Here is a 7,740-nt window from a genome sequence, read left to right as displayed (position 1 = left end):
TGTGGCCAGGCCGTGCGCTGGCACGACAATGTGCCGGTGATGGGGTGGCTCTGGCTTCAGGGACGTTGTCGCGATTGCTATCAGGGCATTTCGAGCCGTTACCCATTGGTGGAACTTTTGAGCGCCCTCCTTTGGCTGAGCGCATTGTGGGGCCATGGATTGCTCGCCGCTTCAGATCAATTAGGCCTGGCATTTCTCAATGTGGTGGCAGGAATTGTTCTCATCAGCGTGCTACTTCCATTGGTCTTGATTGATATCGACCATCTTTGGCTCCCCGAACCTCTTTGCAGGATTGGGGTGTTGCTCGGCCTTGCCTTCACCGGGGCTCTCTTTCTGGTGATCCCTGGGCCAGACGCCAGTGCCATGCTTCTCAATCATTTGTTAGCGGCATCAGCAGGATTGCTGGCGCTGGAAGGATTAAGCGCTCTTGCGGAGCGCATGCTTGGACAACCCGCTCTTGGACTTGGTGACGCCAAATTGGCAGCTGTTGCAGGAGCTTGGCTTGGCTTGGTTGGTGTTTTGGTTGCTTTGGCAATCGCCGTTTTGAGTGGTGCAATCTTTGGCTCGATTGGACGGGTGTCTGGACGGTTAGGGCCGAGACAGCCCTTCCCCTTTGGTCCTTTTATCGCCCTTGGGATTTGGCTGACCTGGCTCGGTGGGCCTGAATGGTGGGGCCAGCAATGGTTCAGCCTGTTTGGTGGCCTTTAAAAGAACAGAAATCAGCTCCCTGGCTGCTGCACCGAGAGATTGCAACATCCCTGTCCTAGCCTGAGGGGATTGGTACAGGATTCAGGCCTTTGGCTTGATCATTCGTACTCTCGGATCTCCCCAATGTGGCGCTCGTACAAACCGAAAGCCCCAATGCCAACTGAGATCTGCTGTTGCCATTAAGGAGTAATCAACCTTGAGTTTGTTCGACTGGTTCGCTGACCGCCGTAAGGGTCAGTACGTCGGCAAGGTGAATCAAGAGCCCGATGAAGGGGACGGTCTTTGGAGCAAGTGCCCGGAATGTGGGCAGGTGGTGTATCGCAAGGATCTGCTGAGCAACGCCAGTGTTTGCAGCAACTGTGGGTATCACCACCGCATCGATAGCAGTGAGCGGATTGCGGTGTTGGTGGATCCCAACAGCTTCGTGGCGATGGATCAAGAGCTTCAACCCACGGATCCATTGGGTTTTAAAGACCGCAGGGCCTATGCCGACCGCCTGCGCGAAACGCAAGCCAGCACAGGTCTTCGCGACGGAGTTATCACTGGACTCTGTGAGGTTGAGGGCATCCCTATGGCTCTTGCCGTGATGGATTTCCGTTTTATGGGCGGTTCGATGGGTTCGGTGGTTGGTGAAAAGATCACCCGCTTGGTGGAAGAGGCGACCGCTAAAAAGCTGCCACTTCTGATTGTGTGTGCATCCGGTGGAGCGAGGATGCAGGAGGGCATGCTGAGCCTCATGCAGATGGCCAAGATTTCTGGTGCTTTGGAACGCCACCGCGAGGCGGGCGTGTTGTACATGCCATTGCTCACTCACCCCACCACCGGAGGCGTCACAGCAAGTTTTGCGATGCTTGGAGATCTGATTTTGGCGGAGCCAAAAGCTCTGATTGGCTTTGCAGGGCGGCGCGTGATTGAACAGACCTTGAGGGAAAAATTACCGGATAATTTTCAGACTGCCGAGTACCTGCAAGACCACGGATTCGTGGATTCGATTGTTCCGCGTACGCAATTGCGATCAACTTTGGCGAGTTTGCTCCGATTGCACGGTTGTGAATCTCGGGTCACGAGCTCATGATTCGAGTTTTGTCCTCACGTTTGAGGCCGGTGGCTGCAGTTGTTTTAGCCCTGATCCTTTGTGCTGCTCCTGTTTGTGCCGGTCAGGTTGAATGGCGAGAAGTGCCCTCCAGTGGAGAGGGACAGCAATGGTGGGATGCCGGAAGTTTGCGGCTGAAGAAGGATGGCACCGTGTCAGTCCTGAGCCGCTACAGCTTGCGTCAGGAGGATGATCGCCCTGCTTTGGGAACGCTTGTCGTGATGGAGATTGACTGCAGCCAACAGCTGTATCGAGACAAGCAAAAAAATGGTTTGCCTCAATTCAGGGCCGAATGGCAACCTTCTGGTTCTGATCCTTTGATCGACGGTGTTCTTTCCGGTGTGTGCTCATCGGACGAACTTTCGTCGCTGTCCTGATCCCAACTCGGCCTCCCTTATGGCGCTCCCATCTTCAAGCCCTTCCCCCATTGGAGTGGCGATTGCGGGTCTTGGCTTTGGTGAATCGGTTCATCTGCAAGCCCTTGCCGCTCAGTCTGATCTGGAAGCGGTAGCGCTCTGGCATCCCCGCCGTGAACGCCTCGATCAGGCCTGCCTTGAGCACAACCTCCCTGGTTATCAAGATTGGGAGGCTTTGCTCAGCGACCCTCGCGTGCAGGCCGTGATCATTGCCACCCCTCCGGAGCCACGCTTTGCGTTAGCCCTTCAAGCGCTGAAAGCAGGCAAACACTTGTTGCTTGAAAAGCCTGTTGCTCTTAAGGCTGAATCGGTGGCCGAGCTCCAACGCCTCGCCATTCAGAACCGGCTCAGTGTTGCAGTGGATTATGAGTATCGGGCTGTGCCTCTGTTCATGCAGGCTGCGAGCATGTTGAAGGCAGGTGCCGTGGGCACTCCGTGGCTGGTGAAACTCGACTGGTTGATGAGCAGCCGTGCGGATGCGTCTCGACCCTGGAGCTGGTATTCACAACGGGAGGCCGGTGGTGGTGTACTCGGTGCCCTTGGTACCCATGCTTTCGACATGCTGGCTTGGTTAATCGGACCGATTCGATCCGTTCAAGGTCTCAATAGCGTGTCGATTAAGGAGCGTCCCCATCCCAGCGGGGGCATGGCGCCAGTGGATGCTGAAGATGTCTCGCTGATTCAGATGCAGCTCGATTGGCAGGGCCGCTCGGATCAGAGGGTTCCAGCCCAGGTCAATTTGGCGTCTGTGGCCCGCAATGGTCGAGGTTGCTGGCTCGAGATCTATGGATCTCATGGCAGCCTCACCCTCGGTAGCTCAAACCAAAAGGATTATGTCCATGGCTTTGGGCTCTGGCACACGCCGATGGGAGAGGCCACTCGCAATATCGAGGCGGACCCCGAGTTCATGTTCACCACCACCTGGAGTGATGGTCGAGTGGCGCCCGTGGCCCGCATCCAGAGTTGGTGGGCGCACAGCATTCAAACGGGTGCTCCCATGGTGCCTGGCCTTTCAGAGGGGCTGGTCAGTCAGCAAGCATGTGATCAATCGACCATAGGGACCGATTGAATTTGACAGGTTGAAGAATTAATAATCAATTTTCTCTGCGGCCTTGGATACTTGCCTGGGCGTCAAATATCTTTTTTCGACCTAGATTTGCTGTGTACAGTTCTGGCGCTTTCGTCGTTGTTGCTTCATCCCTATGTCTCTCTCCGCTTATTCCAAAGAGTTAATTGCAACAGCCAACGCTTTGGCAGAGTCGGGGAAGGGAATCCTTGCGGTTGATGAATCCACGAAGACCATCGGTAAGCGACTAGGTGGGATTCAAGTTGAAAATACTGAGGCCAATCGTCAGGCCTACAGAGGAATGCTGTTTACGACGGCAGGCCTTGGTGAATTTATTAGTGGCGCAATCTTGTACGAAGAAACCTTGTTTCAGAGCCATGCTGATGGCGAAACAATGGTTCAGAAATTAAATAAAGCGGGAATTATTCCTGGGATCAAAGTGGATAAGGGTCTTTGCCCTTTGCCCGGCGCCCAATCCGTTGAAACCGTTTGTACGGGGTTGGATGGCTTGGTGGAACGGGCTGCAGATTATTACGCCCAAGGCGCACGTTTTGCAAAATGGCGAGCTGTGCTGCAGATCACGGCTGATGGATGTCCTTCTGACCTGGCTATTCGTGAAAATGCATGGGGCCTAGCGCGTTATGCACGATCCGTTCAGGAATCAGGTCTCGTGCCAATCATTGAGCCTGAGATTTTGATGGATGGTGATCATTCGATTGAAGTCACGGCAGCGGTTCAAGAGCAGATTCTTAAGGAGGTGTACTTCGCTTGCCAGCTCAATGGAGTTCTGCTCGAGGGAACGCTTCTCAAGCCTTCGATGACGATTCAAGGAGCTGATTGTGCTCAGAAATCTGATCCTCAAATTGTTGCAGAAATGACCGTGAGAACACTGGAGCGTTGTGTTCCTGCAAGTGTTCCTGGAATTGTCTTTTTATCAGGCGGTTTGAGTGAAGAAGCGGCGTCTGTCTATCTCAACAACATGAACAAGATTTCAAGAAAAGCGCAATGGAATCTTGGCTTCTCCTATGGACGCGCTTTGCAGCATTCCTGCCTCAAGGCATGGGCTGGTAAGGACCAAGTTGCTGGCCAGGCAGCCTTGCTTGCGCGGGCAAAAGCCAACTCTGAGGCCTCGCAAGCGCGTTACGTACCAGGCTCTCAACCCTCATCAGACGAGCAGCTTTTTGTAGCCGGTTACACCTACTGAATGCTCATTCGCTGACACTCCGGAGCATTTTCTGCAACAGAGTGTCGTGACATTCACACGACTCAACTGTAAAGTCTCGCGGCTACGGACACATGTCCGTTTATCGGCCTTCGTTAGGACTTCACTATGGCGCTCGTTCCGCTTCGACTTCTGCTCGACCATGCCGCGGAAAACGGCTACGGCATCCCTGCTTTCAACGTCAACAACCTTGAGCAGGTGCAGTCGATCATGGAGGCGGCTCACGAGACTGACTCTCCTGTGATCCTCCAGGCTTCACGTGGAGCCCGCACTTATGCAGGTGAGAATTTCCTGCGTCACCTGATCCTGGCGGCCGTTGAGACTTATCCCGACATCCCTGTCGTGATGCACCAGGACCACGGCAATAGCCCCGCAACTTGCTTTGGAGCAGCTGCGAACGGCTTCACCTCCGTGATGATGGACGGTTCTCTTGAGGCTGATGCCAAGACTCCTGCGAGTTACGACTACAACGTCAATGTCACCAAGGAAGTGGTCGACGTTGCCCATGCCATCGGCGTGAGTGTTGAAGGCGAATTGGGTTGCCTTGGATCCCTTGAAACCGGTAAAGGCGAAGCCGAGGACGGCCACGGTTTTGAAGGTGAGCTTTCCAAGGATCAGCTGCTAACCGATCCCGCTGAAGCTGCTGATTTCGTCGCCAAGACCAAGGTGGATGCCTTGGCAATCGCCATCGGCACAAGCCACGGTGCCTACAAGTTCACCCGCAAGCCCACGGGTGAAGTGCTTGCGATCAGCCGTATTGCTGAAATCCACAAAGCTATCCCCAACACCCATCTGGTGATGCATGGCTCCTCCTCCGTTCCCCAGGAATGGTTGGAAATGATCAACAAGTACGGCGGTGCCATCCCTGAGACCTACGGCGTTCCCGTCGAAGAAATTCAGGAAGGCATCCGTAACGGTGTTCGCAAAGTGAACATCGACACCGACAACCGTCTGGCCTTCACCGCTGCCGTGCGTGAAGCAGCCATGGCTGATCCTGCCAACTTTGACCCCCGTCACTTCAACAAGCCGGCTCGTAAGTACATGAAGCAGGTTTGCTTGGATCGCTACCAGCAGTTCTGGGCTGCCGGCAATGCCAGCAAGATCAAGCAGCGCGACATCAACTTCTATTCCGGCCTTTATGCAAAAGGCACCCTTGACCCCAAGACAGCAGTTGCTGCCTGATTATTCGGTCAAAACCAACAAAGCGGGGGGCGTCAGCCCCCCTTTTTTGATGGCCTCATGGCTACGTGCGATCAGGATTCAGGACCAGCGTTCCTTGATTGGCGTTGAGCGTTGCTTCTGCACCAAGGGGGAGAGCCATGTTGGGAAGTCCATGCCCAAGGGGCAAATTCATGACCAAGGGGATGCCGAGATCAGACAGTCGCTCCTCCAGGATCCCATCCATTGAAAAATCACCTGGCTCGACCTCTCCTTTCCAGCTGAATCGTCCCGTCGCGACGCCAGCAAGGCCACGCAGGACTCCAGAGCTGCGCCATTGCGTGAGCATGCGATCCACTCTGTAGGGAGCTTCTCCAACATCTTCCAGGACCAGGATTGATCCACGCAGATCAGGGAACCAGGGTGTGCCAATCAAATGGGTTGCAACCGTGAGATTGGTTACCACGAGCGGACCTCTGGCCACCCCGGAACGGACGGAACGCCCTTGCAGTGGAGCGACCTGTTCCCCTCTCAGGAGATGGACCGTTCGTTCCCACTGTTGGTCCGGTCCAGTGGTGGATCCGTGGATGGCGCCATGCAAGCCAGCGGACCATTGCGCCATCAGCATCGAGCTGGTGTCAGAAAACCCCAGGGTCCAAAGCGGTCGATTGGGGAAGCGGAAGCCAGCTTCTAACACCCTGGCGCCTCCCCAGCCAGCACCGACATAAATCAGACCATCCAGGGAAGGATTGTTCCAGGCACGCTCCAGATCATCGGCTCGCTGTTGATCGGTGCCCGAAAACCATTTCCACTGACGTTTGACCGATTCTGGGACTTCTAGCGTCCAACCCTCTGCTTCACAGCGCTCCACTAACGGGCCAAAGTCTGCTTCAGGCTCGAGCCAAGTTCCGGCATTAACGGCTCGAAGTCTTGAGCCCTTCTTTAACGGACGAAGTGGGGGCTTCGTTTGAGTCGATGCTGCCAAACCATGAGTCGAAAAAGGAACGGCCATCGCCAAGGCCGCTGGAACTCCCAACCTTAAAAATGATCGACGATGCATCAAAGGCCTTCATCTCTACCTAACAGGAGTCTGACAATTTGATTGGTTTCATGCTTAAAGCCATTAATCAAGCTCAGCCTTGAAAATCGGGTGAAACAGTAAAGATCAGTTCGCAACTCTCGATCATGCATGATTCATACTTGTAGTGGTCTTATCGATAACGCCTGATCAATGATGGTTTGGCTTGACTGCTTCAGATAAAAACTAGTCTTCTTTAATTCTCCTCAAGTTAGCGTCAATGAACTGATGCCCATGAGCTCTCTGTTTTCTTCTAGAGCTGATCAGGATGGGTCGTCTTCCTAGGTCAGGGCTTCCAGCAATCGACGTCCATCAATGCCACCCGTTGCAGGATCACAGGCCCGTTCAGGATGGGGCATCAATCCGAGCACGTTGCCCGCTGGATTCGTGATTCCGGCAATGTCGGCAATGGAGCCATTGGGATTGTTGTTGTATTTCAACGCGATGCCGTCGTTGTCTTGAAGTGCTTTGAGCGTGTCTTCGCTGCATTGATAACGGCCCTCTCCATGGGCAATGGGCAGCTGGATTTCACGTCCTGATTGTTCGTGTGCCAACCAGGGGGTTCGAGCGCTCACCACCTTGAGTGGAGCGTCTTCGCAGATGAAATGGAGACCGCTATTACGCGTGAGTGCTCCTGGCAATAAGCCGAGCTCAGTGAGCACTTGAAATCCATTGCAGATGCCTAGTACTCGCCCGCCTTTGTTCGCGAAATCGATCAAGGATTCCAGCACTGGGGCAAACCTGGCGATGGCTCCGCAGCGCAAATAGTCGCCATAACTGAACCCTCCCGGTAGGACCACAGCGTCGAGGTCGCTCAGATCTGTCTCCTCATGCCAGAGGTAACGGGTTTGCATGCCAAGGCACCCCTCGGTTGCCCAACGGACATCCCGGTCGCAATTGGAACCAGGAAAGACAACAACACCAATGCTCATGACAACTTGAGTTCCAGGGTCCAGTTCTCAATCACAGGATTGGCGAGGAGTCGATCACTCAACAGCT

The 7,740-nt window shown here is 54.4% G+C and carries 8 protein-coding genes; 6 read left to right on the top strand and 2 right to left on the bottom strand.

Annotated features, from left to right (window positions below):
* The 6 genes from NCN04_RS05205 to fba form a co-directional block, all read left to right on the top strand.
* Window positions 1-708 (top strand): prepilin peptidase (locus NCN04_RS05205; RefSeq protein ID WP_250395386.1); only part of this gene is annotated, 708 nt, incomplete at its 5' end.
* Window positions 709-904: 196 nt separating this feature from the next.
* Window positions 905-1,783 (top strand): acetyl-CoA carboxylase, carboxyltransferase subunit beta, encoded by an 879-nt coding sequence (accD, locus tag NCN04_RS05200; protein WP_048346714.1) that lies wholly within the window; start codon window positions 905-907, stop codon window positions 1,781-1,783.
* Window positions 1,780-2,178: a hypothetical protein gene (locus NCN04_RS05195; RefSeq protein WP_048346713.1), complete on the top strand. Its 399-nt coding sequence runs from the start codon at window positions 1,780-1,782 to the stop codon at window positions 2,176-2,178. Before accD ends, NCN04_RS05195 begins: the two co-directional genes overlap by 4 nt.
* A gap of 19 nt (window positions 2,179-2,197) precedes the next feature.
* On the top strand, window positions 2,198-3,286 hold the full coding sequence (locus tag NCN04_RS05190) for a Gfo/Idh/MocA family protein (RefSeq protein ID WP_048346712.1): 1,089 nt from the start codon (window positions 2,198-2,200) through the stop codon (window positions 3,284-3,286).
* Between the two features lie 133 nt (window positions 3,287-3,419).
* Window positions 3,420-4,487, top strand: coding sequence for a class I fructose-bisphosphate aldolase (locus tag NCN04_RS05185; protein ID WP_250395385.1), 1,068 nt, complete (start codon window positions 3,420-3,422; stop codon window positions 4,485-4,487).
* A gap of 126 nt (window positions 4,488-4,613) precedes the next feature.
* Window positions 4,614-5,687, top strand: coding sequence for a class II fructose-bisphosphate aldolase (gene fba, locus NCN04_RS05180; protein ID WP_006853056.1), 1,074 nt, complete (start codon window positions 4,614-4,616; stop codon window positions 5,685-5,687).
* A 61-nt stretch (window positions 5,688-5,748) separates the two neighbouring features.
* Here fba and NCN04_RS05175 read toward each other — a convergent pair whose 3' ends face one another.
* Window positions 5,749-6,675, bottom strand: a complete 927-nt coding sequence (locus tag NCN04_RS05175) for a S66 peptidase family protein (protein ID WP_048348199.1) — start codon at window positions 6,673-6,675, stop codon at window positions 5,749-5,751.
* Between the two features lie 347 nt (window positions 6,676-7,022).
* Entirely contained in the window at window positions 7,023-7,673 is a 651-nt protein-coding gene (gene purQ, locus NCN04_RS05170) for a phosphoribosylformylglycinamidine synthase subunit PurQ (RefSeq protein ID WP_250395384.1), read from the bottom strand.
* Window positions 7,674-7,740: the final 67 nt, after the last annotated feature.

The organism is Synechococcus sp. MU1655, from assembly GCF_023630655.1.
Classification (GTDB): Bacteria; Cyanobacteriota; Cyanobacteriia; order PCC-6307; family Cyanobiaceae; genus Synechococcus_C.
Note: the sequence above shows the minus strand (reverse complement) of the source record. Positions and strands in the feature narration are given on the sequence as shown.

What these genes read in the sequence shown, in the direction of transcription:
- NCN04_RS05185 (WP_250395385.1), top strand. Translation starts at nt 3,420, where the DNA reads ATGTCTCTCTCCGCTTATTCCAAAGAGTTAATTGCAACAGCCAACGCT.
- purQ (WP_250395384.1), bottom strand. Translation starts at nt 7,673, where the DNA reads ATGAGCATTGGTGTTGTTGTCTTTCCTGGTTCCAATTGCGACCGGGAT.
- NCN04_RS05175 (WP_048348199.1), bottom strand. Translation starts at nt 6,675, where the DNA reads ATGGCCGTTCCTTTTTCGACTCATGGTTTGGCAGCATCGACTCAAACG.
- NCN04_RS05190 (WP_048346712.1), top strand. Translation starts at nt 2,198, where the DNA reads ATGGCGCTCCCATCTTCAAGCCCTTCCCCCATTGGAGTGGCGATTGCG.
- fba (WP_006853056.1), top strand. Translation starts at nt 4,614, where the DNA reads ATGGCGCTCGTTCCGCTTCGACTTCTGCTCGACCATGCCGCGGAAAAC.
- NCN04_RS05195 (WP_048346713.1), top strand. Translation starts at nt 1,780, where the DNA reads ATGATTCGAGTTTTGTCCTCACGTTTGAGGCCGGTGGCTGCAGTTGTT.